Consider the following 1,454-nt stretch of genomic DNA (forward strand, 5'->3'; position numbering starts at 1 on the left):
GTCGGCTTCCATTCCACCTCCTCCGGCGCGGTCAGCCGCAGGTCGGGCAGGCGGGCCAGCAGCCGGCGGAACGCGATCTCCCCCTCGATGCGGGCGAGCTGCGCGCCGAGGCAGTGGTGGATGCCGCCGCCGAAGCTGATCGCCCGCACCCCCGGCCGCGCCACGTCCACCGTCTCCGGATCGCCGGCATAGGCCGCCGGGTCGCGATTGGCCGCGCCCAGCAGCGCGATCACCTGCTCCCCCCGCCGCACGGTGTGGCCGAGGATCTCATGGTCGGCGAGCGCGCGCCGCCCCGTCAGCTGCACCGGGCTGTCGTAGCGCAGCAGCTCCTCCACCGCGTTCGCCATCAGCGACGGGTCGGCCCGCAGCCGCGCGAGCTGGTCCGGATGGCGGTGCAGCGCCAGCAGCCCGTTGCCGATCAGGTTCGCCGTCGTCTCGTGCCCCGCCACGAACAGCAGCCCGATATTGGCCAGCGCCTCCTCGTCGCTCAGCGCGTCGTCCGCCTCGCGCGCGGCGAGCAGCGCCGTCGTCAGGTCGTCGCCCGGATTGGCGCGGCGATAGGCGAACAGGCCGGTGAAATACGCCTGCGTCGCGAGTTGCGCCGCGTTCGCCTGATCCAGCTCCGCCCGCGTGATCGGCACCGGATCGAGCAGCCGGCCGCGCAGCGTGGTGTCCGACAGGAACGGCGCCCGGTCCGCCTCGGGGATGCCCAGCATGTCGCAGATCACGATCACCGGCAGCTTCCGCGCGAAGTCGCGCATCACGTCCATGCCGCCCGCGTCGATCACGTCGTCGATCAGCGCGTCCACCACCGCCTCGATGCGCGGGCGCAGCGCCTCCATCCGGCGGCCGGTGAAGGCCTTGCTCACCAGCCCGCGCAGGCGCGTGTGCTCCGGCGGGTCGCGCACCAGCATCATCCGCCGCAGCGCCGCCACCGCCGGCTCGTCCTCCAGCGCGGGGTCGAGGTCGTCGCCCTCGCCATGGCCGAAACGCGGATCGCGCAGCAGCGCGGTGCAGCCGGCATGGGTGGACAGCAGCACCGGCCCGCCCGGCACCCGCAGCACCGCCGCCACGCTCCGCAGCCGGCGATAGGCGGCATACGGGTCGCGCCGGAACGCCGGATCGGCGAAGTCGAAGCCGCCGCTCATCCCCGCACCTCGATCGCCGTCAGCCCCGCCGCGAGCACCGCGCGCACATCCTCCGCCGCCAGCGCCACGCACCCCTCGGTCGGCGCGTAATCGGGCCGCGCGACATGCAGGAAGATCGCCGAGCCGCGTCCGCGCTCGACCGGCGCGTCGTTCCAGCCGAGCACGCCGATCACGTCGTACAGCGCGTCCGCCCGCCACAGCGCCTCGTGGCTCGCGTCGTAGGGCAGGGTGACCGGCGTGTTGTAGGCGGCATCGCGCGGGTCGTCGCACCACCCGTCGGTCGGCGCGATCGGCTCGACCGGCACG

The 1,454-nt window shown here is 74.2% G+C and carries 2 protein-coding genes; both read right to left on the minus strand.

The annotated features are described in order from the left end of the window. Positions 1-1,148: cytochrome P450 (locus tag B8460_RS17970; protein WP_048862994.1), on the minus strand; the 1,148-nt coding region annotated here is incomplete at its 3' end. Next, on the minus strand, positions 1,145-1,454 hold a 310-nt coding region (locus B8460_RS17975), incomplete at its 5' end, for a L,D-transpeptidase family protein (protein ID WP_048862995.1). The genes B8460_RS17970 and B8460_RS17975, both read right to left, overlap by 4 nt.

The organism is Acidisphaera rubrifaciens HS-AP3, from assembly GCF_000964365.1.
GTDB lineage: Bacteria > Pseudomonadota > Alphaproteobacteria > Acetobacterales > Acetobacteraceae > Acidisphaera > Acidisphaera rubrifaciens.